The sequence below is a fragment of the Marinobacter sp. ELB17 genome, assembly GCF_000169375.1.
Taxonomy (GTDB): domain Bacteria; phylum Pseudomonadota; class Gammaproteobacteria; order Pseudomonadales; family Oleiphilaceae; genus Marinobacter.
The window spans coordinates 506,280-533,134 of the sequence record NZ_AAXY01000001.1 but is presented as its reverse complement, the minus strand read 5'-3'; the positions used below and the strand labels follow the sequence as shown (position 1 = coordinate 533,134).

The following is a 26,855-nucleotide window of genomic DNA, read 5'->3' as shown; positions in this document are numbered from 1 at the left end:
GTGCGGTCATCATGAACGATTTCATAATCCAAGACTGCGTCATTACTGCCGTAAAGCGGCTTGAACATCACCAAATCGTCGTACCCAAGGCCTTGCCTCTGTCAAAGTCGGTGGCAGTCGCTCTAGTGTGGCCCGAGCTTCCTGATAGCTCGTAAAACTGCTGTAGATAACGGAATACCAAGGCAAGCCTAGACGCGAAGTACGCACATAAGCGGCCGTGTGTTTTATCTGATGCCGCTCAATGTACTGCTTTACAGTCGCCTCCGAACTGGCCGCCACCAATTGAATAGTAAAATAGTCAGAGGGTTGATCTTGTACCCAAGATTCCGTCCGGAAATAAGTTTGATCGTACCGCGCTGACTCCCCAGCATCCAAAGGACCTGAACGACTATCGCTTTGTCTGCCATCCAGCATTATTATAAAATCCACTCCGCTGATAAACGAGCCATCGCCCGAAACGGTAAGCTTGTGTCCGCCGGTATCTGTCAGCCCTAAACGTCGTAACTGCTGAGGTGAGATCCTTAGCCAGTATTCACCCGCGACCACTTGAGGGACGATATAAAAGCCGTCCCAGCTGCTTGTTGTTTCACCCACTACCTCATGCTGATCGTTTAGCAGTTCCAACTTGAGGTCACCCATCCCTCGCTCGACGCCATTCTTCAGCAAGTAGACGGTGCCATCAATTTCCGTAGTCAGCCTCACCGGAAACTCGAGCTTGGCCACGGTGCCGGGCCGCGGCACCAGGTTGATCCCGGCAGGCTGAGGCGACCACTGAGGGTCCTCCAGCGTCGACATATCTACTCCGATGTCGACGTACCGGTTAACGGGAAGATGATTAATATGAGCGACGCCCGCAGCGTTCGTCCGCGCCTTGTGCCGGCCGCCGTTGACCGTGAAGCCGGCACCGGAAAGAGGCGGCTCATGTTCATCCATAACGCCGTTATTGTTGTCATCCAGAAACATCTGTACCGAAGCGGCACCGCTATTGGCCATTGGCCGAGCGTCGAAAAGCCAGTCGTCCTGTCGCGGGTCTCGCCCCATGGCAACAAACAGCTGGACGCCGAGTGCAATCTCCCCTGTGTCGACATAGCTGGCATTAACACCCAGCCCATAACGGCCCAGACTCTTTGTAAAACCGCCAGTATATCGGGTTTGCGGTGAAGCAAAGGTATGTGCCACTCCCAAGGTCATGCGGTAGCCTTCACCCAGAGGTTTGTCCGCCGTGAACGTCAGCGCTGAAATATCGCTCTCAGCGCCCAGAGTGTAATTCAGTTGGCTGCGTAAACTCATGTCGCGAACCCGGCGACTGATACGCAGCGTGCCCAATGTCTGTTCAGTATCACCGGATGCCCGCCAGTTCAGCGTGTTGGTAAGGGCAGTACCGTAGGCATACGCGGATACCCGTGCGCTGACATCCGTGTTGGCAACGCCGGATTCCCGCTCGTCTCGCCTTGCCTCAATGGTCACCGGTAAACTTGAACGCTCCCCCACCGGAATGGAACCGCTAAGCCTAAGCTCATCCCGAGTGCGAATAGGGTCGCTATAGGCGGGAAACACGTCGCTGGCAAAATCGCTCAAGTGTATGCGACTCGCGTCCACCGCTACGCCGCCGACACGTGTCTGCATCCCGAGCTCGGCAAGCGAACCACCTTCCTCGGACTGGATAAAATCGCCGCTGATGCTCATGGATTGCCAGAACGTGCGCAGCCCCAGAGTGGTGTACTGCCTTTCGGTATCATCTACCGGCGCCCGGATGAACCCAGCTGAGGCCGACAGGTAACGGGAAAGGCCAAGGTCGAATTGAGCAACGGAACGAGGCTGCCCTTCGTCGTCGCGATGTTCGGTAAGGCTGTACTGGAACTCGCCGGGGCGCACCATGGATTGGGCCAGAGGGAAACTATATTGTTCCACCCGGGTCTGCCCCAGAGGCCCATTGAAGATCAACTGAAATTCATTACGGCCATAACTCAGGGGTTGATCCTCGAACCGATATCGGCCCTCGGAGTCGGCTAGTTGAAAGCCTACAAGGGCATCGTTGTAATAAAGCTCCACGTCCCAGCCAGGCGGCAGGTCGCCTTCAAAGACCTGCCGGTCAAAGCTGGTAGGTTGCGTCAATGGGCGGTTGCTCAAAGTTACGCCTTCACCGTTAATGCCTTGAGTAACATTGTCGACACTGGGCGCCGAGATACTGCCGAGCTGGAAAGACCGAGCCTGGAGCGGGCCCAGCAAGCCCCCGCCGGGGTCGTGACGACCAAGCGTGGCGCGCACATCCGGCGTTGGGTCCTGTTTGCGGCTCGATAAATACAGGGACGACTCCATGCCCAGAAGATCGCCGGTAAGGAAGGCCGTATAACGCGCGTCAGTTTGGGTACTGCCTTCGTTTCTGCGTAGTTCGGTGGCGAACGTCTGGTCGATAAAAGGCATGCTTAGCAATCGGTAAGGCTGCTCATAATGGGGATAACCCGGGTCTTCGTAGCCCCCTCGCATACCGGCCTGTTCACCCAGACGCTCACGTTTGAGTCGGGCCTGTAATGGCAATGCTTCTAGGGCGTGAACGCGCAGAGACAGGCTGGAGCGGTTGATCTCAAGTTTCACCGGCAGCCAGCGTTCAAGCAGAGACGTGGCAACGTAAATATCCTCCGGCTCCGTTAAAACAAGGGCTGGATCAAAGCTTTCCGTCACTCCGGCGCGGGTAACGCGGGCTTCGTCCAGATTGAGACTGAACCCTCGGTCCTCGGACAGAATATAGCCGCTGGCGATTGCTTGCCCGGGCTGAGTCTTTATGGCGAGGGTGAGCAACCGGGCTAACTCGCCCAGAGGCAGCAGCGTATGCTCTCCCAGCTCATAGGCAGGGATGGCATCGGAAAGCACCGACTGATCCAGGCGGACCTCAAGCAGGAGGAATTCCGGCGCTGTATTCTGGTATTGGGCAAAGAGATGCTGAGGATGCACAATCGACGCGAGCAACAACATTGCCGCCGCCCATAGGCGAGCCCTGGGGCGAGTCAACGCGAAGACCATTTCAGGTAACACACATCAGGGCAGTTGCAGAACCGTCTCGGCCAGCAGCGCGCCACCGTCCTCCGCCTGTTCTCGATAGGTGACCCGCAGGGCGCCGTTGGTGAGTCGAGATCCGTTTAGCTGGCCCAGCGTAATGCTTGCGCGCCGTAAAGGGTTCGGTGTATAGATGGCAACGCCGTTGGCTCGGGCAATCACCTGCTCGCTACCGCTATGCGGAGTAAAGCTGATGGTCAAATCGCCATAGACGGACTGGTTGCCACTTCTCTCCACAACAAACGCCAGAACCGGTGCTTTGTCAGCCGGCAGCCGCAGGTCGAGATGCGTCAGTGCAACACTGGCTTCGGTGTTGCCATGACGCACAATCACTGGAATGGACGCACCCACCAGTGCAGTCAGCGTGATGCCGATCTCGTTGTCGGCCTTGGCATCGCTGCTCTCGACGCTGGTTCTGCCCCTAGGATCGGGCTGCTTGGCGAACAGCATGTGCGAGCGGTACTCGCCGGTTGCCAGATTGGCGGGTTTGCGGACCATAATCCGAACGGCCTGCCCGGCCCCGGGAGCGAGTGTCACTTGGCGGGGGGAGTACCTCAGCATGTCCTCTGCGAACTGTTCGCCAGGCAGTGGAACGTCTATCCCCGAAAATGCTCCCGTTTCGCTCATGCGGCGATTAACCAGGGAAATGCGATAGGTCGCGCTCTCGGTGCCATTATTGATCAGTTCGAGTTGCGCCGCGCGCTGGTTTCCTGCGAAGACGATCCTGGTCGGATATAACATCATCTCAGCCAATGCATGGCTCACGGGTAAGAAAAGGAGGAGGACGAACAAGGTGAGTCGGTGAAAGAAATTCAGGGCTCTGTTTTTTTGGTTCAAGGCATGCGGCATTGTTCGGGATCCTTATTAGCCTCATCTGGGCGGGTTGAGGCGGGCGACTTCCGTCTAGTTGTAGTCTACTGTCACGGAGAAGTTGCCGGAGTAGCTGCCGGGGGCTTGGTCGCTGCCCACATTGAGCGTTCCTCCGACAGACAGAGCCTGTGAGCCGCCAGCTTCCAGTTGCCCCCCCGCGCCTGAGGGGGTACTGGTAAAATTGTTAACGAACATATCAGTGCCCGGACCCGTCAAGCTGACGATGTCATTACCGGGCAGTTGAATGGTATAAGTCGCGTTAGGGTCGCCACTGACCGTAAATTGTGCAGCGGTACCTTGGCTCGACGGTATCAGCACGACGCCGCCGCCGGCGTTGCGATTGCCATTGGTACTGACCGTCACGGAACCACTGTTACCGGCCACAAAACTGCCAAAGGACAAGCTCTGGACATTCACGATCGCAATGTTCAGTTGTGCCCAACTGCTGGGAGTCACCATGGACGCCAAGGCGACGCCGGCCAGTATTCTCGGCAAGCACGATTTCATTGCGACGCTTCTTTTGGGAATTGGTACACTAACTAGTGGTACGTCACGGTAACGCCGACATCGTTTCTGGCGGATCGGGTATTATAGGCGGCATTTAGCATCACGTCGCTGAAAAAAGCGTTTGGAGAGTATATCAAAATAGTATCACTGACGTTGACGGGGCAGTGACAACCTACTGGCCGCAATATTGATGCTGTCTGCAGACGCATTAAAACCGATAACGGCGATTGTCGTTATCAGTTTTAATTCAAGAGAGGCGCATCTGAAAAATCGTTGATACCCCGCCTTGGGTTTCATCAGCTTGGCACTCGCTTTTCTCGAGTGAGGCGGACGCTTAGTTGTACTCTACAGTCGCTGTCACGTCGCCAATATAAGTACCATTAGCCTGGCCTGAAGTAACGGACAACTCTCCACTCAGGTAGATGGACTGGGCGCCGCCAGCGCCCAGCTCACCGCTTGTAACTTCACCGTTTGTTACACCGGCAGCAGTAAGGTCACTGATCTTGCTCAGCCCGATTATGTTGCACGGAACATAATCGAACAGGATCTCCTGAGGGACTCCGCCAAAGTAATGACAGGCCTCCTCGATGCCTTGCAGCCAGTCTTCCTGACGCTCGTGTTCGGAGAACCGGACGTAAGTGGCGCGACTGAATCCGAGGGTGGCCACACAAAGGCTTTGATCTTGCGCCGGTGACGGGAAATAGTCGTAAAGTCGACCTGCATCTGTTTGCCAGGCGGCGTCTCAAAGCGAACCACCGGATCAGATTCAACGGTTTTGAAGTCGGTAATGTAGCGCTTGAGCTGGCTGACCCCGCCGGCATAGCCGCGATCCTGAATCTCTCTTAGCAACACGGTTGCCGGTATCCAGTGTGGCTTTGCCGCTTCGATTCGCGCCAGCAAATAGTCTTTGTAGGAATCCAGCTTAGTCGCTCTCTGCGTTCGGTCTGGATAGGTGGGCACCGCGCTCAAATCCCGCAGGTAGCGGCGCACGGTGTTGCGGGACACACCCAGCTTCTGAGCGATGGCGCGAATACATGAACTACCTCCGATGTAGTCCAAGATTTAGTCCCCACCTCCTAGTGGGTCAGTATTACTCTGGCGGTGACACTATCATCAACAAGACGCCAATCTCCTACAAGGCTAACCGCATGATTGGAGGTGATGCGCCGTCCGCTTATCTTTTTAAGCCTCAAAACCATGATCAGGTGCAGCTCGAAAATGACGACATGGACTCCATACTTGCTGGGCACTTCATTCCCACCGAGAAGCTTCGAACGGATAATTTCTAGGGATCTCTCGAAGAGCGAAAGCAACTTTTGATGGGATTAATCCACAAGGCTATGGGCAAGACCTTTTCAAACTGATTTCAAATTTGCCAAAAAAAGGCCTGCTATTTAGCAGGCCCATTTGGTTTAATCAGATAAAATTAATTAGTTCTAAACTTTCTCGCCAGCCATCGCTACGGGTTCGTTGACCCAGCGCCCTTTGAACTTGCGCATCTTGACGGCCGAGACTTTGTATCTCGGCTTTTTCGGCAAACCCAAATCTTGCCTGGCTTGCTCAAGCTGCTGATTTGTCGGATTCTCTGGTACAGAAACTTTGCATCCAGACGGCTTGTATGACTCATCTTGGTGCATCTGTCTTGCGACGCTCATGACACCACCTCCTTTTTAATTACCCATTACTATGCACAATACAGTGTGTATACGCAAATATGGAGATGCCGAAAAAGATATAATCAACCCTCGAGATTCAGATAGAAATAGTCATAGGGAAAGTTCCTGTCGCTCTCTCGGTACCTTCCCTCAAAAACCTCCATAAAATGTTGAAAAACAGGCTCTTTTTTCTCTGGATTGGTAAGCAGCACCCTTCTTTTATCGATGAGAGAAGCATAATGCGCTGCGCATTGAACGGCTATGGCTGTGATGTATCCTTCAAATGGATTGGCTTCAGGGTTTCGAGCCAAAAAATCAATCCGAACATGGCTAAGGGCCTTGTGGCCTTTGGAAGCGCGCCCTTGCGCGGCACCCACAAGCCTCGCAGACTCTCGCCCATCTGGCACGTGAAAAATACCAAGATCAAAGTTCCGTGGCCTTTTCATATTGTTAGTTTTGGAAAGGAGCCCAAGCCAGTCAAGACCTGATCCCCAGTTCACCACCTCCCCTCTTACGTTGGGCTCACTCAGCTCGGCTAATAACAGCTGATCCCCAAACAGGTCATGAAACTCATCCGTGCAGTTTTTGTAGGCTTTTTGCCTGATGAGCAGATACCTCTGCCAGGCTTCACTTCTTTGCAAACTTTGGGAAGACACTTATTTTCCTTCCGTTTCTTTTACTGACCACCAGCAAGTCAGAAGAGCACTCACTTGATACCTGACTGCCAAGCATAATAGGTTGAACTGTAACTGTTAATGGGTGAATGTAAATTCACGGTTAAAACCCGACGCATCAAAGGAGTAGTAATGCCTGGCCCGGAATTTACCGAAGTTGAGCTCCCCTTTATTCAGCAACTGGAGCAAGAAGGCTGGAATTACATCGAGGGCTCCCTGGACTTCCCCCTCCGTCACCCACCGCGAAACCTTTGCTCAGGTCATCATGGAGCCACTGCTGCGTGAGCGGCTGCTGACCATCAACACCCGAAACGGCGAGCCCTGGCTGGATGAAAGACGTCTCGATCAAGCCATCTCCGCGATTACCCGCCTTCCCGCCAACAAAGTAATGGAAGCCAACCAACTGGCAACCGAACTACTCCACGGTGGCATCACGGTGGAGGGCTTACCGGACTGGGATAGTGGCAGAGGACAGACCATTCACTTTATTGACTGGGCAAACCCCGGGAACAACACCTTTACCGTGGTGAATCAGTTCAAGGTCAAATGCCCGCCAGGGCATGATGGCTGGAAGGGGCACGTCATTCCGGATCTGGTTCTGTTTGTGAATGGCATTCCCCTGGTGGTCATCGAGTGCAAAAACCGAACGATTCCCGAGGGCATTCCGGAGGCGGTGGATCAGCTACGCCGCTATTACGATCAGCGTCATCAGGATCTTGAGGTCGAGGAACACGAAGGCGCCCCCGCCCTGTTCTTCACCAACCAGTTTATGGTGGCTTCCAATTTCGATGATGCCCGGGTTGGAACCATTGGCGCCGGGTTCAGCCATTACCTGAACTGGAAGACCGTGACGCCTCGTTCCGAAGAGGACGTTGCCGAATCACTGGGCGTTGCCTCGCTCTCATCCCAGCACAGACTGATTGCGGGAATGCTGCCCCCCGCCAACCTGCTGGACATCGTCCGTCACTTTACGTTGTTCATGACCATGGGCGGGCAAACCATCAAACTGGTGTGCCGATATCAGCAGTATCGGGCCGTCAAACGGGCTGTTCAGCGCCTGAAAACCGGTAAAACCCGGTCTGAAGATGGTGAGCACGACCGGCGGGGCGGGATTATCTGGCATACCCAGGGCAGCGGTAAAAGCCTGACGATGGTATTTCTGGTTCTCAAACTCAGAACCGATCCTGAACTGCGCCGTTTCAAAGTCGTCGTGATCACGGATCGGAAAGATCTGCAGGATCAGTTATCGGACACAGCGACGCTGACCGGGGAAACCGTCAAGATCGCCAGCAACACCGGCAAACTGAAATCGTTGCTTAGACAGCCCGGGCCAGGGCTTATTTTTGGGACCATCCAGAAATACCGGGAACACGAGAGTGCGTCTTCAGCCTACCCTCCTCCGAAGAAGGAACGCGGGCTGGAGCTCAATCGTCGCGATGCGGCAGAAGAGCCTGACGACGAACCCAGGAACCTTATCCCCTCACGCCCCTTGGGATTGCTTAATGAAAGCCCGGATATTCTGGTGATGATTGACGAGGCTCACCGAACACAGGCCGGTGACCTGCACGCCAACCTTTTACAGGCTGTGCCCAACGCTGCGCGAATTGGCTTCACAGGCACGCCCATCATCATGGGCAAGAAAAAGCAGACCAGCGAGATTTTTGGCGAATACATTGACCGCTACACCATCAAGGAAGCGGAAAACGATGGCGCCACGGTTCCAATCCTTTACGAAGGCAGAACGGCAGAAGGCGCCGTAAAGGACGGCGCAAACCTCGATGACTTGTTCGAGGATTTGTTCAAAGAACGCACCAAGGAAGAACTGGAGCTGATCAAGAAGAAATACGCTACCAAGGGCCAGATCTTTGAGGCGCCTCGGCTGATTGAAGAAAAAGCGGCTGATATCCTGCGCCACTACGTCACCAACATCCTCCCCAATGGATTCAAAGCCCAACTGGTTGCCTACAGCCGGCGAGCAGCCATGCGCTACCTGGAAGCGCTCAAACAAGCCAAGTCGAAACTTCTCGAAGAGGCCATGGCGTTACCTCCTGAAGACAAGAACATTGCCGAAACCGAGCTGATTACCCGACCGCCTCGAATCAAGGCGGCCATTAAGGCCTGGCAGTATCGTGAATTATTGCAGCAGCTTGAGTTTGCCGTGGTATTCAGCAGCAGTAACAACGATGACAGTGGCTGGGCTCAGTGGAGTGATCGGGCGGAGATTGAGCAAAACATCAAACGATTCAAGAAACCACTGTTTCACAAAGACCCGGACAAGTCCGACCCACTCAGTTTCCTGATTGTAAAGTCCATGCTGCTGACCGGTTTCGACGCGCCCATCGCGGGCGTCATGTATCTGGACCGCCCGATTCGGGAAGCCGAACTGCTGCAAGCCGTTGCCCGGGTAAACCGCACAGGCTTCGGTAAACGCTGCGGTATTGTGGTGGACTACTATGGCGTTGCAAACCATCTGAAAGAAGCGTTGGCGGCCTACAGTGATGAAGATATTGATGGAGCGCTCCGGAGCCTGAAAGATGAAATCCCATTGCTTCGGGATCGCCATCTCCGGGTTGTGGACGTGCTAAGGAAGCAGGGCGTCGATAGCCTCGCCGATGTTGAAGAAGCCGTTACTGCGTTAGGCGACGAGCGACTGCGGGCGGAGTTCATCGTGAAGCTGAAAGAATTCAGCCGGACACTGGATGACGTTCTGCCCCGCCCGGAAGCATTAGAATTCGTGAACGACGCCAAACAACTAGCCTACATTCATGCTCTGGCACGGAATCGCTACAAGGACAGCCCGGAATTAGGCAAAGACGTTGGCAACAAAGTCCGCAAGCTGATCGATGACTACATGATCTCACTGGGCATCAATCCCAAGATTCCCCCGGTGCAGCTGACGGACACCCACTTCGACCAACACATAAACCGGCAAGTGAGCGATCGAGCTAAAGCGTCAGAAATGGAGCATGCAGTTCGCTCTCATGTGCGTAAACACTTGGACGAAGATCCGGTTAAATACACGAAGCTCAGTGAACGCTTGAAGGAAATCCTGAATCAGATGGACGGACTCTGGCAGGAACAGGTGGACGCGCTATCGGCCTTGATCAAACAATTAAAGGAGGATGAGACAACCGATGGTGAAACACCCTCAGCTCTCCCATCCCATCATCTACCCTTCCTGCGACTGATGGCCGAGGTTAAACAGGGTGCCGGCACGACGCTTACATCCGATGAAAAGGAAAGCCTGGAACAAGCCACCGTGTCTACCGTTCAAATAATCACGGAAGAGCTGCGCATCCCGGACTTCTGGAAGCCGTCCCATCTACCAGACCAGGAGCGCCTGAGAGGCCGACTGTTTGAAGAATTGTTCGAGCTCGACCTTTTCCCAACCAATCAACTCGATGGTCTGCTGGATAAACTTATTGATCTGGCCAAAGCGAATCACAGCAAGCTGGTGAATGCGTGATGGAATTACAGGTGGATGACCTGACCTTTGAGGTACGCCATAGCGCCCGGCGCAAAACGCTGGAGATCATTGTGGACCGCGGAGGCGACCTGGTGCTCGCGGCCCCCAAGGGCATCGAAGAACATCTGCTCAAGGACTTTGTTCAGGAGAAAAAATTCTGGATCTACCAGAAACTGGCCGAAAAAGCCGGGCTGCTTAAGCCCCAGCCTCGCAAAGAGTACGTGAATGGCGAAGGATTTCTGTATCTGGGCCGGAGCTATCGGTTGAAGCTGGTCGACGATCAACGAACACCACTCAAACTGACGGCTGGACGATTCTGCCTGCGAAAAGACCTGCAGACTGAAGCGAGATTCCACTTTATTTACTGGTATAGCACCAAGGCACAGATTTACCTGAACGATAAAGTCCAGGCCCTAGCTGCGCGCATGGGCGTTGACCCTGCTGGTGTCAAAATTCAGGATCTGGGCTACCGCTGGGGTTCGTGTGGCAAGGGCAACCGTCTTTACTTCAACTGGAAGACGATCCTGTTGCCGCGAGAGATCGTTGAGTATGTGGTGGTGCACGAGCTTACGCATTTGTATGAGCCACATCACACAAACCAGTTCTGGAAGCGGGTTGAGCGGGTTATGCCGGATTATGAGCGGAGGAAGGATTGGTTGGCCAAGAATGGGATTGAAGTAGAAGGGTTATCCCCCCACTAAACAGATAAGAGCCTCAAATCATGCAACTGGAAATACGGCCTACATTAAGACCAAGTAGCAATCCGAATACACGGCGCGGCCGCCACAACTCGGCAGGCATCGAAAAGCTCAGTGCCCCCATGATACCGCCGCACATCCCGATGCAACACGCGCGCCCGAGTAGACCGAAAACAAATGCAGCCACCAAAGGAGAAGAAGCCAAAAATAGACGGATCCATCTGATACTCTCGAAAAGGCTGAATTCTGGCTCAGCCTATGTGCTGAACCCGGCAATCTTTATCAAGCTTTCGCCGCCTTTGTAATGTTAATGGGCAGGTATCTCGACCAAACAATCATGGCAAACCCGCCAATGATCATAGGCAGAGTTAACAACTGCCCCATGGTCATCCAACCAAAGGCGATGAACCCCAGTTGTGGGTCGGGAAGGCGAACAAACTCGACAGAAAAACGGAAAATCCCATAGAGCAACAGGAACAAGCCGGAGGTGGCTCCATTTCGGCGAGGATTGATCGAGAACCACCACAGCACAGCGAACAGCACGACACCTTCCAGTGCAAACTCATACAGTGATGACGGGTGGCGTGGCGCCGGCCCCATATTAGGGAACACCATGGCCCAGGGTACGTCGCTGACCCGCCCCGGAAGCTCGTGATTGATAAAGTTGCCAAGGCGACCTGCCCCCAGGCCAATCGGCACCAGTGGTGCGATAAAGTCCGTGAGCCGAAAAAATCGTAAGTTTTCCTTGCGGGCAAAGACCAGGGCCGCGACCAATACCCCGGCAAAGCCCCCGTGAAAACTCATGCCGCCTTCCCAGATTTTGAATAACCAAAGCGGGTTGTCCGCCAGCTTTTCGAAGCCGTAGAACAGTGCATACCCCACGCGGCCGCCCAGTATAACGCCCATGGCGCAGTAGAAAATCAGCGTTTCGATGGCTTCGGGACTCAATCCCAATTGATGAGCCCGGCGACGTCCCAGCCACCAGGCAGCCAAAAAGCCCACCAGATACATCAGGCCGTACCAATGGATCTGCACCGGACCTAGTGAGATGGCCACGGGGTCAATTCGAGGATACTGAAGCATGGGCTTTCCTGATTCTATGTATGAAAGTGCGCCTGGGTTTTAATCAGCAACACGCGAGGCTCAGTTGACGGATTCCTTATTACTTCCGACCGGGTTGACGGGTAACGCGTAGATAAGGCGTCTGCTCATCCCATCCCTGAGGGAAACGTTCCCTGGCCTCTTCATTGGAAAGCGACGGCACGATGATCACATCATCTCCGTTCTTCCAGTCCACTGGCGTGGCAACTTTGTGGTTGTCGGTCAGTTGAAGTGAATCAATAACTCGCAAGATCTCGTCAACGTTGCGCCCGGTGCTGGGTGGATACGTCAACATCAAACGTATTTTCTTCGCGGAGTCGATAATGAAAACCGTACGAACTGTTAACTTGGGGTCGGCTTTCGGATGGATCATCCCATAAAGATTTGCGACAACCTGATCCTTGTCTGCCAGGAGGGGGTAGTTGAGCCCTGTGCCCTGAGTCCTTTCAATGTCTTTTGCCCAGTCGTTATGGGAGTCGAGCGGGTCGACAGATACACCGATCAGTTTCACGCTGCGCCTGTCAAATTCATCCTTGCGCATGGCAAAGGCGCCCAGCTCAGTGGTGCAGACCGGTGTGTAGTCGGCGGGATGTGAAAATAACACGGCCCAACTGCCCTCAAGCCATTCATGAAACTGAATGTTTCCTTCTGTGGATTCCACGTTGAAATCGGGTGCGGTTTCTCCAAGTTGCAATGTCATCAGCTTATTCTCCTTTGCTTTCGCTTTCGCTTTCGCTGTCGTTCAAAGTTCAAAGTTCAAAGTTCAAACGGTATCTTTAAAGTTGCCTTTAGGGTCAAGCGTTTTTGCTGATCTCAGTTTGCTGCCCCACGGCAACATTTGTGTTGGCTGTGTCGACCGTTTTTTTATTGCATTTCATCATGCACAGCCCGAGACCACACATAACCAGACAGGGCAAGAGACTGATGAGCAGGGGCGCAATCCCGAACAGCACCAGGTTCTCCCAGCCAAAAATGAGCCCGGCGGTCACCCCTAGAGCTCCAAACAGCCACCAGCGTCGCGGCCCTGTCACCAGCCCCAACAGCCCGCTGGTCGGAGTATCGGATTTCATTTTTTGATCGTCACAACAACTCATTATTTGCCTCCTTCGCCATTTTTGATCAATCCAGGGCTAAGCCCATTCGGGTAACACCGTTACCTTAAATCATGTGGCAACTCGGCCACTTGCGATGAACGATATCCTTAAAGTCAACTTTAAGGTCAAGACTTTTATTGAGTGTGGGCTGCGTTCAATCTGGGACCTCGGCGATGGTACGGGTAATAAAATCAACCATGGCCGAGCTGTTCCATTCCGCAGCACCGACCAGGCGGCCGATCTCACGGCTCTCGCGATTAAGGAGCAAAGTCGTTGGGACGCCTTCTATACCAAGGGTTGCAGCAGCTAATGTGGACGGATCGATATACATGTGAAGATGCTCAATGTTGATTTCCCGCTAGAATTTCTCAACGGCATCGTGCCCTGAATGGTCAATCGACAGAGCTACCACCTCGAATTGCTCGCCTCCAAGCTGAGTCTGGAGCAAATCCAGCGTCGGCATTTCTTCACGGCATGGCGCGCACCAGGTAGCCCAAATGTTGAGCAACACGACTTTGCCGTGAAAATCTGCAAGCGTTAAAGGTGCGCCTTTTTCGTCATCAAAGGTCAGTTCGGGCAGATTCCGAGGTGTTTCCCAGATTCAAAACCCCTGGGAGCCGACCGACGCCGGAACTTCCCCCGCAGTCGAAAACGCGGGGCTAAATGGAATAGCAAAAGCGAGCATCCCCGCCAATATCCATGCTGCAGGTCTACGGTGCTGCCACATTGAAGGTTTCTCCTGTTAACATATATCAGCCTCCGGTACCGGGCCAAAGCCTCCTTGGAGCCCACAGGACTACTCGCTCTGAATCAGGCCTTCAATACGCCCATGCAACCGGCTCCAGAACCCATCATCGGCAGCGGCATTGGGGCCTATGGCGATGGCCTTGAGATAGGTCACCAGATGTTCAGGCTGGAATTTCAAACCGTGAAAGCGGGCACGCATTCGCCCCGCTGGGTCGATCACATGAGTGACTACACCATGTACCTGGACTCCGTCACCCGTGTCCGTGAATTGAACGCCGTAAGCTTGGCTAAGCTCCGACGTCAACCCGGGCGGTTCGTCCCTGGCCCGGTAGAGAAAGTGCCAGTTGCCAGGGTTGAGGTCGAAGTTCTTGCCGTAAGCTCGCATGTTTTCCCGGGTCCCGGCGACGTCCTCGCGATCAGTGGCAATGGTGATGAAGATCACGTCATCGCTCAGCCCTTCTTCCTCAACCGCCGTTTGCAACTGCCTGATCACGTTCATATGCAAAGGACATGCCTCAGTACAGCGCGTATAGAGAAAATTGAGCACAACAGTTTTGCCTTTTAAACCGGCCAGGGAGAGGGTATTGCCTTCGCTGTTGGTCAGGTCAAATTGTGGGGCCGGCAGGTCGACAAACTGGGCATATCGTTCTTTTTCATTTAACGACGTTTCGACATCCTCAATGGAGTGGGCCTGGGTCTTGAGGCTCCCCAAGGCAACCACGGAAATCAGCATTACTCTGAATAAGCTGTTCACAGTTGTTCTCCGTTTGATTCCTTTTCTGAAGGAAATCCTGAGGTCATGGTGTATCGGTACCGTCCAGATCCAGGGTAAGGGGCAGATCAGACGGTGCCAGGCAAACGCCGTCCTCACTGCAAGCCTGTATCCGCACCTTCACGTCGAGCTTACCCGCTTCCTGCAACATGGCTGTTTGCTTTTCGTCGGGAAGTAGCCGAATACTGGCGCCGTCGTCGTATACCTCCAGAGCGGTATCATCAAGAGTAATGTCACTGATTCGGCCACGTGGATACTGAGTCGTAATTTCAAACGACTGGCCGTTGACTGAGGAACTGGCGGCGGTGGGAATAAGGAACTCCATGGATGCCGGGTTGGCGTTCACGTGCCAGCCCGGTTCAATGTCCAGTGTCAAAACGATTTCACCCGTATCCCCTACCGGTGCTTTGTTGCCTCCAGCAACTTTCACGCGCACCTTGTCGGAAGAATCCGCCAGCCCCGACCGGGCACTGGGGCTTGAGGCGCCAGCCCCGACTTCCTCCTGAGTGGGACTGGCAGTGCCAAGGGGGTTGCGATTAACTAACATGAACGCCGCCACTGCGACGATGAGCAGAATCGCAAGGCCGGTCAGCAATACTTTGTGTCGAATCACCATGACTCGCCTCCAATGTCTAACGTTGTGGGTTGTGGGTTTTGGGTGCGGTTGATCGCCCTGACCAGGCTATCGGTCTCAAAGAGGCCCGTGAAACGGGCAATAACCTGGCCGTCACCATCAATGACAACTGCAAAAGGTAAGGCCTGCCCGCCCAATTCGGTTAGCAGGGCGTCCTTTTCGGGGTCACTTGCTGTCACATCGACCTGGATGGGGACCATGTTGATCCGCCACACAGCTTCCGCCACAGCGGGCGCCTGATACACCGTGCGTTCCAGTACTTTGCAGTTAATGCACCAATCCGCGGTAAATTCCAGCAAATAGGGTGCCCCCCGGTTTTTGGTCTCCGCAAGGAGCTCCGAGGAGTATGGCTGCCAGGCAAGCCCGCCCTCACCGTTACCCGCTGGGGATGCAAATACCATTACCACCGCAAGGGCAAGGCCTGTCGCTGTTGCGGCGATAACACGCACGGCGCCGTTACCCTGGATAAAGCGGCGAATGCCCCAAAACAGGACCAGTGCCAGCCAGGACCCCCATAGCCAGGGGTAGACCGCTTGTGGGACCAGGCTTGCGCTGAAAAAGACGGCAGCGGCCAGCAAAACCAACGCGAGCACCTCGCGAATCGCCAGGGTCCAGGGGCCCGCCTTGGGCAATCGACTCAGCCACTCGGGCTTGAGCATCAGCACAGCGTAGGGCAGGGACAGCCCCAGCCCGATACTGCCGAATATCCCCATGATCACCGGCGCCGGCTGGGTTACGGCAAAGGCCAGAACTCCGCCCAGGAAAGGCCCGGCGCAGGGTGCGGCCAAAACGGCGCTCAACAGCCCCGATACGAATGCCTCAAAGTAACGCCGGCCATGCGCCGAGGCGGCAAACGCCGGGACCGGGATGGGCAAATCCAACCAGGTGGCCACCGCAAACCCGACCATCAACGCAACCAGGACGGCAACGAATACTGTCGACTGGAAAAGCGTGCCCCAATTCCACTGTAGCAGCGCGGTCAGGCCGCCCAGCGTCAGGAAAAAGGTCAGTGTTCCGGCCGTGAACGCCAGTGCAGCCAGCTGCCGATGTGACCGCTGACTGCCAGCCTCCCGAAGGATGGTCCGGACCTTGATGGGAATCGCGGGTAGAACGCAGGGCGTCAGGTTAAGCAGCAAACCTGCCACCACCGCCATCATGAACTGGCCAGCGATGAGTAAATAGGGGAGCTCATCCATTACTCAGCGATTCCCAGCAACCTTCCCAGCGCTTCTTGATCGGGCACGCCGGTCTGGCCTCGCCATTGGCCGCTCGTGTCTTTGAACAGCAGCCCTGGCGTTCCGCTGAAACCCAAGTCGGCCATCCACTGGCTGTGTTTCTGGAGCGCTTCGTCAAGGTTCGCCGGTATGGGGGTGAGTTCGGAAATTCCGTCCCCGTTACCATTGTTTCCAAGATTCTCCTCGAACTTCTGGAGCGCCCCGGCCCGGTCATCTGCATTCATGATTGCAGCAGAGAAGCCCGAGCTGGACGGCTTGAGAAACCCAACCATGACCCAGTGCAATCTTACTTTCCCGTCCGCCACCCAACTCCGGGTCTGCTTCCAGAATTTGTGACAGAAAATGCAATTGGGATCAGCGAATACATAGACCTCGGGAGCCTCTTTCCCACCTTCGCTCACCAAGTGGGTATCCAGGGAAAGCTGTTCTGCAACCGAGGTATAGGTCGGCTTCGGAATATAGCGTGCAGCATATTGGCGGGTCAGATCATTGCCGTTACCCTTCAAAAGCGAGCCAGACAGAATGTAGTCACCGAGGCCATAGATTATTCCGGTTTTTCCGTCCCCAGTCTTCACGACATAACCGGTAACGCCCTCGGCTGGTGTGGAGAAGCGTTCGATCACCGTAAAACCGACGTTTTCCTGAAGTGCGATGATTCCCGGATCCATCGTTGGTGACGCAAACGCCAGCGCCGCAAATAGACTCAAAAAAAGTGCTATCGAAAGCCGGCGGCAGAGTAAGACCATATTCCCTACCTGGGGTTCCAAACAGAATGTCATAACAGTTACGCTCCCATCTTTATTTATTCATCAGACAGTAGAAAACCGCCAAGGTTGGCCGACTACGTCGTCGCTCGCCGCTCACAATCGAACGACAGGCGCTCGAAGCGGGAACCCAGGCAATCGAAGGTTCAGGACACTGCTGGAAATTTGGGAGGAAAAGGTTCTGGCCCTGAGAGCACACGGCCAAGATGAGGAGAATAGTCCTTGGGACAGAGGGAGGAAGATAACAATGGCAAATCTGGGATCGCAGGTTTCCCGACGAGCGAGGAAATACACATACTGGCACAACTCCCTTGGGCTTGGAGCCCGGAGCAGTTAGATATTTCCTGGGCATCCGGCAACAGCACACAAACCTCATCCATGGGTTCCATCCCATGAGAGGTCGCAGCAAATCCCTGTGAAACAAGGAAATAAGCTGCGAGCAGCATTGCTGCCAGTCCCAAAAGCCGCTTGGTCATCGCATCGATATCCAGATTACAGAACAGCTAAGTGTCTTTCACGTGTGGAAAGGCAAGAAGCACCATAACCCACATTAATGGGGGTGCCAAGCAAACAGAACCAATTCAACCTTGCATCTCCGCTCTATTCCGTTGACAAACTAAGACTGGATCTACGCTCCAAATTCTTCCGAATTTTACTGCTGGCACGCGTTCTTGCGCCCCCGGCGTCGAGCCAAAAGCAGCTTCGCAACAATCGGTAAGAGGGTAATGCTGCTGACGATAATCAGGATTATCGTCAGCATCCCGGACTCAGTTGCCATGAGCAATCCGCCAAACGTTGTAATCAGATAGGCCGTCGGAATAACACCGGCAAGCGTTGCGACCACGAAGCGCCAGAAAGTGAGCGGCGTCAGACCCGCTGCATAGCTGACCGCATCAAAGGAGATAAAGGGCACCAGCCTGGATGTAAAAATAACAAGCATCAAGGCGCCCTGAGAGCGGTCCTTGCCCAACCACTCAAATACCGGACGTAACCGCCTCCAGCGATATATAACGTCGTAACCCAGGGATCGGGCAATGGCGAAGGCTATCAGGGCCCCGGCTTCGGCCCCGACAACCACGAACACCGTCCCCCAGAAGGAACCATAAACCGCGCCGGCAACCATGGCGATCGGGGCGCTGGGGATCGGGCTCAGGACGATGGCCGTGATCATCAAGGCAATGATGCCCACTGGCCCCCAATAGCCCAGTTGATCGATCCATTCCCGCAACACCGCCTTGTTGTTGACGATAGTCAGCGCTCCGGTTTCCAGCAGGATCCAATAGATCGCCGCAAGGGCGACCAGCAAAAACAAGACCCCGATCACCTTTGCTTTTGCGTTCAGCCTGATTCCCATACTTGCCGATGGTTCCCGATGGCTTTTACTTGCCAGAGTGGTAGTCATAATCCCTTCTGGCGTTTTTCCGGGCGCTTCCCTCATCATCCTTATTTCGGGAGAACAGGTACTTGGCGAGGGCGCCTACGCCAAGTACTAGGGCGACGATGAGCAAAAGGGATATCAATCCCATTCCCGCCATTCCAAACGTGCATGCCTCACTTGTCATCATGTCAATCTCCTTATTCTGTGTATTGGGTCTCTCATGAGACGCCTCCTTGTGCGGCTCCGCTTTCGTTCAAGTTGCTCGCCGCGGTGTGTCCGCTATCTGGTTTAAACCGGCCCAGATCACACCAGGCTGCTTGTTCAGTGCCCGCCCTACCCGTTACACGCAGGAGCCGCAGGTCATGCCGGTAACGGGAACTTCCGCTGACTGCACCCGTGGCTGCTAACCCGCATCCTGACCTTGCTCCTCCGCGCAACCAATCTAGCGCATTGTTGATCAATTCATCCCGACAATAAACGGGCGCATTACCTTTCCTTGGCAATGGCCTCGACGATCGGGCAACCGTCCATCGGCCCCTCCCCTGAACATTCCTCCAGAGTTTTCGACAGAACCGCCTCGATACGGGAGAGACTCTGGATCTGGTGCCGGATTTTTCCCAGTTGCTCTGTAGCGATGCGCTTGGCTTCCGCGCGATCGCCATTGGCGTCCTGAAGCATCAGGAGTTCACGAATCTCGTCAAGAGCGAAGCCCCATTGTTTGGCATGGATGATGAACTGCAGCCTGGCAATCGCATCCTCGGGGTAACGGCGATAATTGGATTGAGTTCGCGCAGGCTCGGGCATGAGGCTTTCCCGCTCATAGAAGCGAATTGCATGACTGGCCACGCCGCTTTTCTCAGAGAGTTCACCGATATTGAACGTATTCATTCATACACCTCAGGCGTAGTCATTGATAGGCAGTTTTAACCATAACCTTGAAGTAGACTTTAAGGTCAAGAGATTTTCTATCGATTGCACGCGTTGAACAGGTATTTCAAAATCGGCTGGAGCGTTATCTTTCTGGACGTCCGAATCGGTCCCCATACTCCCGGGCGGCCCCAATGAGTCGTTATAGAAGTAGTCGTGCCATTGAAATAATAAAGTGCTAGGGTCTGGTGAACTAAAAGATTTGCTGTGTGTCCCAGCCACGTAACCCGACTGTTTGGTGCTTGAAATCAAAATGACCGCAACGAACCGCCAAATTCTCTCCGTGCTCCTGTCGCTGCTTCTGGTGATGAGCGGGCCGGCGCTGGCTATCTCCAAAATGGCGGGCGGTCAGGCGGGCGCAGTAAGGGCGGATTGTGGTTCCATGATGATGGATCAGGTTGAAAGCGCCAGTTCCCCATCCAACGCTGGGAGCGATTGTGTCACAGCTCTTGATATGGCCTGCCCGAGTACGAGCGGACTAAGCAATTGCGGCGTCAGCGTCGGTCTTTTGCTGGCCGGTGCCACAGGTTTGATTGACACCGGCTCCCAACCGGTGTTGGGTGCCCGCGCGGCTATCTACCAGGATCCGTTCCTGGCTTCCATTACGCCTCCTCCGCAACATCACTCCTGAGTTTTAACCCGGATTTTCGCCCATCGCGGCAAATTCATTAACGTTAATTCTTGCAACAAAGTCCCGTGCCTTCTTTCATCCGTGACGGGTCTTTAAATGGAGTGAATCAAATGCGCAATTCAAATCTCAAGCTTACGATCACAGCCGCCGCTCTAGCAGGCAGCGTCGCTCTCTTCTCCGTCTTTGCCCATGCCGAAGGCAACGGCATGATGGCCTCCGACTCTGAGCACAATGGAATGATGTCCTCGGAGGGCAAGCATGGAATGGGCGGCATGATGCCGATGATGAGCATGATGTCTGACATGTCTCCGGAAGATCGGAAAGCTATGACCGAGGCCTGCATGAAAATGATGCAAAGCCACGGTAGCGGCGACATGGGTGGTACCAAGGACGAAGACGCCAGCGCCAGCTAGCAGTTTCGGCAAGGACCTGAGCCGAAAGCAGTCGCCCGGGGAAGCGTATGCGCCCGGGGTCTTGCGTTGCCCATTACCAATTCCAATCGAGGATTACCATGAAGACAAAAAAACTTGCCCTGTTTACGGGTGCGGCAGCCATCATTCTCACCGCTGGCGCCGCCACGCTGACGATCCAGGCCAGCGCGCCGGCCGAATCATTGGCCTCCATGGCCTCCACCGGCACTTCTGGCCCAGCTATAACTATCTACAAGAGCCCCAATTGCGGCTGCTGCCAGTCGTGGGCGGAATACCTCGCCGCCAACGGTTTTGAAACCAAAATCGTGGAAACCGACAACCTCAATGAAATCAAACAGGAACACGGCATACCCCGTGAAATGGCCTCCTGCCACACCGCGTTGATTGGTGACCTGGTGATTGAGGGGCATGTGCCGGCAGATGACATTGTCGCTTACCTAGAAAATCCCCAGTTCAATACAGTAGGGCTTTCAGTGCCCGGCATGGTCCAGGGCAGCCCCGGTATGGAAACCGGCAAGAAGGATAATTACCAGGTCATCGCCTTCAGTGCCAACGGCCAGCAAACTGTATTCCGCGAACATAACGATTACTGAGGTCGGCGCCATGAGTGCGATAGTTTATCACCTGAAATCCGCGCTCTCGCGCGTTTTCCCAGTCATACTTGCTGTGCTCATGCCCGTTCTGGTTCAGGCCCAGCCCGCGGTCGATACCCTTCCAATGAAGGCACTTACGACCAACTCGTCAGGTAACCTTCTGGTGTTGCGGGAAAGTGGCTTGACTGTCATTGAAAACGGAATAGCTACCGGGATGTCATTACCGCCGTCAGATTCGGACGCTAAGCCCGCTTCACTGGCCAAGGGTGCGGATGGAAGCATCTATCTGGCCGGCCCGGGCCTGGGCGTCTGGCGGTACGACGGTGCCGGTGAGCGCTGGCAGTCGCTCAACAACACCCTGCCCAATCTCGGTGTCACTGCCATGGCGGCCCACGCCACCCAGCCCGAAACCCTCTACGCATACCTTGAGGAGGGCGGAATGTTTCGGTCCAGGGACGGTGGCGCCAAGTGGGTGAAAGTGGATAACGGTCCCGAGGAGCCGGTGCAGGCATTCCTGCACTCGGATATGCCTGGCAGCATGGAAAGTGGCTGGCTTTTCGCAGGCACAACCCGCGGTGTCGCACGTTCCATGGACTGTTTCTGCTTCTGGGGCGATGCGGGTGATCTGCGAGGCACTGTGTCCGCCATCAGCTATGATCCTGCAGCTCCGGAAAACATCTACGCCGTGGTCGAAGGGCAGCTCCATCATAGTGCTGATGGCGGTGAAACCTGGATAAGCCTCACAGTACCCCAAGACGTGACTGCTCTTGCCTTCTCCCCAGTTCAGGGACTTGTAGTAGGCACCGCCAGCGGAGACCTGCTTGCCCCTAGTGCAGATGGCAAATGGTCGCCTGTCCATGACTAAGTTGATTGGTTTGCTGGTCTTGCTCGTTGTACCCGCCCTTGCGGGTGCCTCAGGCGGGTCTGTGAGTGCGTTCAGTGCGCCCCCGGAAGTCGCCCAGGGGCGCCAGATTTATGAGCAATACTGCGCAGCCTGCCACGGAGGGCAGGGTGAAGGTGCCACCGCCTGGAAAAAGCCGGATGAGAAGGGAGAAATTCCCCCGCCACCTCACGATGAAACCGGCCACACATGGCGCCACAACGATGGCATGCTGTTCAAGATGATTGCCGAGGGGTGGCGGCACCCCTTCAATAAATCCGACAGGCTTACCATGCCTGCTTTCGGTGAAAGTCTGTCTGACCAGGAAATAGGCGCGGTAATAGAGTATCTCAAGACCCTCTGGACGGATGAACAACTGGAGTACCAAGCGACGGAAAGCCAGTAGCCATGTCTGGCGCCTTTCTTTTCACCTTGCACTCTGCCGCTCGTACCCGGCTATTTGTCCGTCGGTACCGTCGGAGCGGTGAGTGAGGCTTCGAATCGCCTGAAAGGTTTGTGGCTGGGCGTCTGTTTTGCACTCGGGTTCAGCATGGTTTTCGTCGCGCGGGGCGCGAACGCCAGTCTCTTCGGGCAGTGGCGAATGGCCTACCGGCAGGAAGCCAATCTGGTGGCTGGCGTACTGATTGTGCTGATGGGCCTGTTCATGCTGGGCCGGTGGTCATGGTCTGGGAAATTACCACAGGTTTGATCTAGTTTAGCGATTCGCTGCCTTAACAACTGCTGCCTATTGACCATTGAGCTAGTCATAGGTTTAGGCTAGCAGAATTACATACCCTCTATCGAGGTCTCAACCATGAAAAAGCTCACCCGATACACCGCACTCATACTGTTTGCTTTTTACTCTGTTTTGGCGTTTGCCGACACATCGTCCGGCCCTGGACGTATGGGCGAATCCGGAATGATGAACAGTGGAATGATGGATAGCGGCATGATGGGCAGTGGTATGGTGATGGTCTGTGTGCTTGTCGGTCTATTGGTTTTAGCGTTGCTGGTGCTCGGGATTCTGGCGCTTGCCAAATTCTTGCGGCGCAGAAAATCGTAAACCACAGCGGGGATCCGTCACGATGCGGGACTTTATTCCGGCTCGGCGAACCTTTTTAAAATCGGTGGGCGGAGCGGCGACTTTTGCGCTGCTGCCAGCGCCGCTGTTGCTCAGTGGCTGTCAGCAAGGCGCCGCCGAAACCGATGCGAAAGACTCAGGCCTGGATGAGGGGCCTTTCGACGTAGAATTGACATTGTTTGCTCGCCCCGACGTCACGCCCATTCTCCCCGGCGCCGCCAGTGAAGTCTGGCGTTACACGGCCAGGCTGATCAAGGGACCGGACGATACGCTCACTCACTCAGACGACAGCTATGTCGGTCCATTGATACGGTTGCGCCGCGGCCAGCACGTCAGAGTCCATATTGAAAACCACCTTCCTGAAGCCACAACCGTGCACTGGCATGGGCTGCACGTGCCACCGGAGGTCGATGGCCAACCGCGCTTTCCAATACAGCCGGGCGCTACCAGAACGGTCGGCTTTTTGGTGGATGACCGTGCGGGGCTCTACTGGTACCACCCTCACCCGCACGGGGAGGACGGTGGACGCGTTGGTTTTCAATCCTACGCTGGGCTTGCAGGCCCTCTTATTATTGAAGATGACCATGAACGCGAACGTAATTTTCCAAACGGCAACCAGGAACTGGTCATGGTGCTGCAGGACCGCAACTTTGCCGGCGAGAATGAATTGACATACCTCAGTGACGGCATGGGGTCGATGATGACCCGGATGCAGGGATTCAAGGGCGATCACCTGTTAGTCAATGGCAAACCGGCTGCAGTGAAAGAGGTTTCAGCAACGGCTTATCGCTTGCGCATACTTAACGGTGCCAACGCGCGTATCTACAAACTGGCCTGGAGCGACGGTCGTCCGGTAACCGTTATTGGCACTGGCGGTGGGCTGTTGGAAACGCCCGAAGAACGCCCCTACGTCACGTTGGCACCCGCCCAGCGCATTGACCTGTGGGTCAGTTTCCAGGATGACCCCAAAGGCGCCGAGATTCAGTTGATCACTGAACCGCATCGCGCGAGTGACATGATGGACGGCGGCATGATGATGGGCGGTATGATGGGAGGCTCCGACAACACGTCGGACAAACCCACGCCATTGTTGACACTGGCTGTTAATGGCGCAGCCCAAAAGGCCGTGCGCCCACTACCGGGGCGACTGAGCAGTGATCTGGATAGCTTGCCCCGGCCAGATGACACCACGAAAATCCGGCCTTTCAGGCTCAGCATGAAAATGATGCGGGGCTTCGCTATCAATGACCGTCAGTTTGAGGGTGCGACCGTCGCCGATGATGAAGTGGTTTCACTGGGTACGACCGAAATATGGGAATTCTTTAACGACACCATGATGCCCCATCCGATACATGTACATGGGCTGCAATTTATGGTGGTTAGCCGCCGAAACGCCAACGCTCGCTCCGCTCGGCAACTCAAAGCAGGGATCGTAGACTCGGGATTGCACGATACCGTGTTGGTATTGCCTGGTGAGCGGGTCCAGATTGCTCTGACCTTCAAGGATTTCAAAGGACTCTATCTTTACCACTGCCACAACATGGAACATGAGGATAACGGAATGATGCGCTACTATGAGGTACGAAAATGATAAGAACGTGAGAGTCCGACTGAGCCCGCTGTTGTTCAAGGGCATCGCACACGCCGGTCAGCTTGAGTTGGCGCAAGTCGAACGCCAAACGCGTTGCCGCGCCGATGTCGGCGGCGACATCAAGCAAGACAAGTGGCTTGGAAATGGTTCGGTCGGCTTAATCAGCGACGCCGGCTCATGCCTATTGGCCGCCTGTTATGGATCGAGGCCGAAGATCGGGGCTATCGCGCCCTTGTTCTGGGGTGCGGCGCTTTCTCACGGAGGTAACCTCGTGTTGAGAAATGTGAGGTTACTGTAGGGTGAAATTCGCTGGCGTGGCAGGTCGTCTTGGAATGGACAGTCACTATTTTCTTACTCGTATAGAGCGCTGCCAGGGTGTGGTCTTGTTGGGATGTTAAGGCGTGGCCGCCTGGGTCAGTGGTTTAGGAAATACACCTCATCGAGTGTCGCGTCGTCCAATCCTTGACTGGGCCTCTCCACAGCCCCTCAATCGCGCTGCTTGGTGGCCTTGAGTCCGTGACGTTTAAGCTTGCGCACCACGCTGGGCTGGCTGATGCCCAGGCGCTCGGCAATGGCGTAGGTCGTCGGCAAGGTGTCGCACAGGTCGGCCAGTACCTGTCGCTCGGCGCGTGCCAGATAGCCTTTCAAGGTCTCGCCGTCCGCCATGCCGGTCAGCATCGTTTCCTCACTCGCCACGCCCGCAGGCGCAGGCTCGTCAGTGATCCCACGCACCCTTACCGCCGATGCGTCGATCTGATCCCCGGGCGTTGACAACCAGGCCCGCTCCAGCCAGTTTTCCAGCTCGCGCACGTTGCCCGGCCATTCACCGCCCATCAGCTCGGGCCAGACACTGGCATGCAACAGCTTCTGACGCCCATAGCGTTGGTTAAGCTGCGCCAAGCACACCTCGACCAACGCCGGAATGTCCTCACGGCGTTCGCGCAGTGGCGGCAGAGTGATCGGAATCACATTCAAACGATAATACAGATCAAGCCTGAAACCGCCCTCCTCAACCCTGCGCGCCAGATCCTGATTACTGGCCACCACCAGCCGGAAGTCGACCCGGCGAGGTCGCGTGTCACCCAAACGGGTCAGAATTCCGTCCTGGATGGCCCTGAGCAGCTTGGTCTGCATCAACAGCGGCAGCTCACCGATTTCGTCGAGAAAGACGGTGCCACCTTCGGCCTGCTCAAGCAGCCCCGCCTTGCCCTGGCGCGCCGCACCACTGAATGCACCAGCCTGATAACCGAACATTTCCGATTCGAACAGGTTGTCGGGAATCGCCCCGCAGTTGACCTCGATGAAAGGGCCATCGCCACGTCGGCTCCAGCGATGGAGCTGCCGGGCGAACGCCGTTTTGCCAACGCCGGACTCCCCCAGCATCAGCACGGTGGCATCAGAGGGCGCCACCCGCTTGAGCAGCAGAGCGATTTCCCGCATGACGCCGCTGCGCACGCGCAGCTCGCCCAAGGCATCGTCCAGCGCCTGGTCATCGGCACTGTGCGGCAAACGGTGACGCTTGAGATGCTCGCTGAAGCGCTTCTGCAGCAGCGCATATTCGTCTTGAAGCAACTGGAGATCCGTGAGGTCCCGCGAACGGCTGACTATTCGTTCGAGGCGGCCAGCAACGAACACCGGATACGCTTCGGCAATTACATTCCGCCCGGTACCGGTCACCTGCATCAGCTGCGCCATCTTACCGGTTCGCATGACTTCCAGGGTGATGGAGGGCTTTAATACGCCACGCGCCTCCAACGCCTGCACCGTTGTGCCCATCAGTTCTCGACGTGAAAGACCGTAGACCGCGGCGGCGCCCGGGCTTACGTCCAGCACCCGGCCGTCGCCGGCGACGATAAAGAAGTGATCGCTGGCCGTCTCGACGATGGTCTCCAGCACATGCTTGTCGATGTCGCTCACCTGGAGCTCCCTTTCCAATACCGTTGATTCATTATGGTATCGATGATTCATTTGCGAATCAAAACTCCGTGCTATTGATTCGTTTATGCATCAATCGCGGTGACCATGTGCCTCACGGCGGGCTTCCGTACTTGGCACGAGAACTGCTGAGTTAT

General features: G+C 55.3%; 28 protein-coding genes and 2 pseudogenes. 10 read left to right on the top strand and 20 right to left on the bottom strand.

The window, feature by feature from the left end; translation table 11 throughout:
• Window positions 1-42 precede the first annotated feature (42 nt).
• From MELB17_RS02560 to MELB17_RS02535, 6 genes and pseudogenes are all read right to left on the bottom strand, one after another.
• Window positions 43-2,973: an SPOR domain-containing protein gene (locus MELB17_RS02560; RefSeq protein WP_007348571.1), complete on the bottom strand. Its 2,931-nt coding sequence runs from the start codon at window positions 2,971-2,973 to the stop codon at window positions 43-45.
• Window positions 2,974-3,036: 63 nt separating this feature from the next.
• A complete protein-coding gene (locus MELB17_RS02555) occupies window positions 3,037-3,798 on the bottom strand; it encodes a molecular chaperone (protein WP_198136425.1) in 762 nt (253 codons plus the stop codon).
• Between the two features lie 159 nt (window positions 3,799-3,957).
• On the bottom strand, window positions 3,958-4,431 hold the full coding sequence (locus tag MELB17_RS02550) for a DUF4402 domain-containing protein (RefSeq protein WP_007348569.1): 474 nt from the start codon (window positions 4,429-4,431) through the stop codon (window positions 3,958-3,960).
• A 535-nt stretch (window positions 4,432-4,966) separates the two neighbouring features.
• Window positions 4,967-5,493: pseudogene (istA, locus tag MELB17_RS24455) on the bottom strand (IS21 family transposase); the annotation flags it as partial.
• A 374-nt stretch (window positions 5,494-5,867) separates the two neighbouring features.
• A complete protein-coding gene (locus MELB17_RS02540) occupies window positions 5,868-6,086 on the bottom strand; it encodes a hypothetical protein (protein ID WP_007348565.1) in 219 nt (72 codons plus the stop codon).
• Between the two features lie 83 nt (window positions 6,087-6,169).
• A complete protein-coding gene (locus MELB17_RS02535) occupies window positions 6,170-6,742 on the bottom strand; it encodes a hypothetical protein (RefSeq protein WP_007348564.1) in 573 nt (190 codons plus the stop codon).
• A 175-nt stretch (window positions 6,743-6,917) separates the two neighbouring features.
• Between MELB17_RS02535 and MELB17_RS02530 the strand changes: the two genes are divergently transcribed.
• Entirely contained in the window at window positions 6,918-10,226 is a 3,309-nt protein-coding gene (locus tag MELB17_RS02530; RefSeq protein ID WP_198136424.1) for a type I restriction endonuclease subunit R, read from the top strand.
• Entirely contained in the window at window positions 10,226-10,927 is a 702-nt protein-coding gene (locus MELB17_RS02525) for a M48 family metallopeptidase (RefSeq protein WP_007348561.1), read from the top strand. Before MELB17_RS02530 ends, MELB17_RS02525 begins: the two co-directional genes overlap by 1 nt.
• Before the next feature lie 13 nt (window positions 10,928-10,940).
• Here the strand turns inward: MELB17_RS02525 and MELB17_RS26405 are convergent, their stop codons facing one another.
• The 13 genes from MELB17_RS26405 to MELB17_RS02470 form a co-directional block, all read right to left on the bottom strand.
• Window positions 10,941-11,111 carry a sulfite exporter TauE/SafE family protein gene (locus MELB17_RS26405; RefSeq protein WP_227498775.1) on the bottom strand — a complete coding sequence of 57 codons (171 nt, stop codon included), beginning with the start codon at window positions 11,109-11,111 and terminating at the stop codon, window positions 10,941-10,943.
• Between the two features lie 95 nt (window positions 11,112-11,206).
• The gene (lgt, locus tag MELB17_RS02520) at window positions 11,207-12,007 is read right to left on the bottom strand and encodes a prolipoprotein diacylglyceryl transferase (RefSeq protein ID WP_007348560.1); all 801 of its coding nucleotides are present in this window, start codon (window positions 12,005-12,007) and stop codon (window positions 11,207-11,209) included.
• 79 nt (window positions 12,008-12,086) lie between these two features.
• Window positions 12,087-12,725 carry a peroxiredoxin gene (locus MELB17_RS02515; protein WP_007348559.1) on the bottom strand — a complete coding sequence of 213 codons (639 nt, stop codon included), beginning with the start codon at window positions 12,723-12,725 and terminating at the stop codon, window positions 12,087-12,089.
• A gap of 94 nt (window positions 12,726-12,819) precedes the next feature.
• Window positions 12,820-13,119, bottom strand: coding sequence for a DUF3561 family protein (locus tag MELB17_RS02510; protein WP_007348558.1), 300 nt, complete (start codon window positions 13,117-13,119; stop codon window positions 12,820-12,822).
• A gap of 154 nt (window positions 13,120-13,273) precedes the next feature.
• Window positions 13,274-13,450, bottom strand: a complete 177-nt coding sequence (locus tag MELB17_RS25295; protein WP_227498765.1) for a TlpA family protein disulfide reductase — start codon at window positions 13,448-13,450, stop codon at window positions 13,274-13,276.
• A gap of 27 nt (window positions 13,451-13,477) precedes the next feature.
• The gene (locus MELB17_RS25290) at window positions 13,478-13,690 is read right to left on the bottom strand and encodes a TlpA disulfide reductase family protein (protein ID WP_227498774.1); all 213 of its coding nucleotides are present in this window, start codon (window positions 13,688-13,690) and stop codon (window positions 13,478-13,480) included.
• A gap of 225 nt (window positions 13,691-13,915) precedes the next feature.
• Window positions 13,916-14,620: an SCO family protein gene (locus MELB17_RS02500; RefSeq protein WP_157133228.1), complete on the bottom strand. Its 705-nt coding sequence runs from the start codon at window positions 14,618-14,620 to the stop codon at window positions 13,916-13,918.
• 43 nt (window positions 14,621-14,663) lie between these two features.
• A complete protein-coding gene (locus MELB17_RS02495; RefSeq protein ID WP_007348554.1) occupies window positions 14,664-15,254 on the bottom strand; it encodes a protein-disulfide reductase DsbD domain-containing protein in 591 nt (196 codons plus the stop codon).
• The gene (locus tag MELB17_RS02490; RefSeq protein ID WP_007348553.1) at window positions 15,248-16,468 is read right to left on the bottom strand and encodes a protein-disulfide reductase DsbD family protein; all 1,221 of its coding nucleotides are present in this window, start codon (window positions 16,466-16,468) and stop codon (window positions 15,248-15,250) included. The genes MELB17_RS02495 and MELB17_RS02490 overlap by 7 nt, the downstream gene beginning before the upstream one ends.
• Window positions 16,468-17,253 carry a thiol:disulfide interchange protein DsbG gene (gene dsbG / locus MELB17_RS02485; RefSeq protein ID WP_227498764.1) on the bottom strand — a complete coding sequence of 262 codons (786 nt, stop codon included), beginning with the start codon at window positions 17,251-17,253 and terminating at the stop codon, window positions 16,468-16,470. Before dsbG ends, MELB17_RS02490 begins: the two co-directional genes overlap by 1 nt.
• A 670-nt stretch (window positions 17,254-17,923) precedes the next feature.
• Complete coding sequence (locus tag MELB17_RS02480; RefSeq protein ID WP_007348551.1) at window positions 17,924-18,625, bottom strand: TVP38/TMEM64 family protein; 702 nt, start codon at window positions 18,623-18,625, stop codon at window positions 17,924-17,926.
• A 25-nt stretch (window positions 18,626-18,650) separates the two neighbouring features.
• On the bottom strand, window positions 18,651-18,836 hold the full coding sequence (locus tag MELB17_RS02475) for a hypothetical protein (RefSeq protein ID WP_007348550.1): 186 nt from the start codon (window positions 18,834-18,836) through the stop codon (window positions 18,651-18,653).
• A 299-nt stretch (window positions 18,837-19,135) separates the two neighbouring features.
• Window positions 19,136-19,537, bottom strand: a complete 402-nt coding sequence (locus MELB17_RS02470; protein WP_007348549.1) for a MerR family transcriptional regulator — start codon at window positions 19,535-19,537, stop codon at window positions 19,136-19,138.
• Window positions 19,538-19,829: 292 nt separating this feature from the next.
• Between MELB17_RS02470 and MELB17_RS02465 the strand changes: the two genes are divergently transcribed.
• The 8 genes and pseudogenes from MELB17_RS02465 (at window position 19,830) to MELB17_RS02430 (ending at window position 24,783) form a co-directional block, all read left to right on the top strand.
• Window positions 19,830-20,207, top strand: a complete 378-nt coding sequence (locus tag MELB17_RS02465) for a hypothetical protein (protein WP_198136422.1) — start codon at window positions 19,830-19,832, stop codon at window positions 20,205-20,207.
• A gap of 110 nt (window positions 20,208-20,317) precedes the next feature.
• On the top strand, window positions 20,318-20,620 hold the full coding sequence (locus tag MELB17_RS02460) for a hypothetical protein (protein WP_007348547.1): 303 nt from the start codon (window positions 20,318-20,320) through the stop codon (window positions 20,618-20,620).
• A gap of 98 nt (window positions 20,621-20,718) precedes the next feature.
• Entirely contained in the window at window positions 20,719-21,231 is a 513-nt protein-coding gene (locus tag MELB17_RS02455; RefSeq protein ID WP_007348546.1) for a DUF411 domain-containing protein, read from the top strand.
• A gap of 10 nt (window positions 21,232-21,241) precedes the next feature.
• Window positions 21,242-22,096, top strand: a complete 855-nt coding sequence (locus MELB17_RS02450; RefSeq protein ID WP_007348545.1) for a hypothetical protein — start codon at window positions 21,242-21,244, stop codon at window positions 22,094-22,096.
• On the top strand, window positions 22,089-22,517 hold the full coding sequence (locus MELB17_RS02445; protein ID WP_007348544.1) for a c-type cytochrome: 429 nt from the start codon (window positions 22,089-22,091) through the stop codon (window positions 22,515-22,517). Before MELB17_RS02450 ends, MELB17_RS02445 begins: the two co-directional genes overlap by 8 nt.
• A gap of 6 nt (window positions 22,518-22,523) precedes the next feature.
• Window positions 22,524-22,793, top strand: a pseudogene (locus tag MELB17_RS02440) (cytochrome c biogenesis CcdA family protein); the annotation flags it as partial.
• A gap of 132 nt (window positions 22,794-22,925) precedes the next feature.
• Window positions 22,926-23,174 carry a hypothetical protein gene (locus MELB17_RS02435; protein ID WP_007348542.1) on the top strand — a complete coding sequence of 83 codons (249 nt, stop codon included), beginning with the start codon at window positions 22,926-22,928 and terminating at the stop codon, window positions 23,172-23,174.
• 22 nt (window positions 23,175-23,196) lie between these two features.
• Window positions 23,197-24,783, top strand: coding sequence for a multicopper oxidase family protein (locus MELB17_RS02430; protein ID WP_007348541.1), 1,587 nt, complete (start codon window positions 23,197-23,199; stop codon window positions 24,781-24,783).
• Between the two features lie 486 nt (window positions 24,784-25,269).
• Here the strand turns inward: MELB17_RS02430 and MELB17_RS02420 are convergent, their stop codons facing one another.
• Window positions 25,270-26,700 carry a sigma-54 interaction domain-containing protein gene (locus tag MELB17_RS02420; protein WP_007348539.1) on the bottom strand — a complete coding sequence of 477 codons (1,431 nt, stop codon included), beginning with the start codon at window positions 26,698-26,700 and terminating at the stop codon, window positions 25,270-25,272.
• Between the last annotated feature and the right edge of the window lie 155 nt (window positions 26,701-26,855).